The sequence below is a fragment of the Allotamlana fucoidanivorans genome, assembly GCF_006265225.1.
GTDB lineage: Bacteria > Bacteroidota > Bacteroidia > Flavobacteriales > Flavobacteriaceae > Allotamlana > Allotamlana fucoidanivorans.
The window spans coordinates 1-217 of record NZ_VDCS01000148.1; the positions used below are offsets into that span (position 1 = coordinate 1).

Sequence of the window (217 nt, forward strand, 5' to 3'; positions counted from 1 at the left end):
TATTAGTTTGCGTCGTTACCCAAGCCGCGATATCAGCATCTAGGTTGGCTTGTGCTGTAGCAGGATTAGGATCATCAAATTCAGCAGCAATAGCACTATCATCGCTAGGCGCATCATAGCTTACTGCTTGCGGTTGTGTTAGGGTATATGTAGCAGTAGGATTAGTAGAGCCACAGATATCTTCTACCGTCCAGGTAATGGTTACCGTACCTCCCGT

At 46.5% G+C, this 217-nt stretch carries 1 protein-coding gene; it reads right to left on the reverse strand.

Annotation, left to right across the window (positions count from 1 at the left end; genetic code table 11):
- Positions 1-217 (reverse strand): hypothetical protein (locus tag FGF67_RS17400; protein ID WP_158293262.1); only part of this gene is annotated, 217 nt, incomplete at both ends.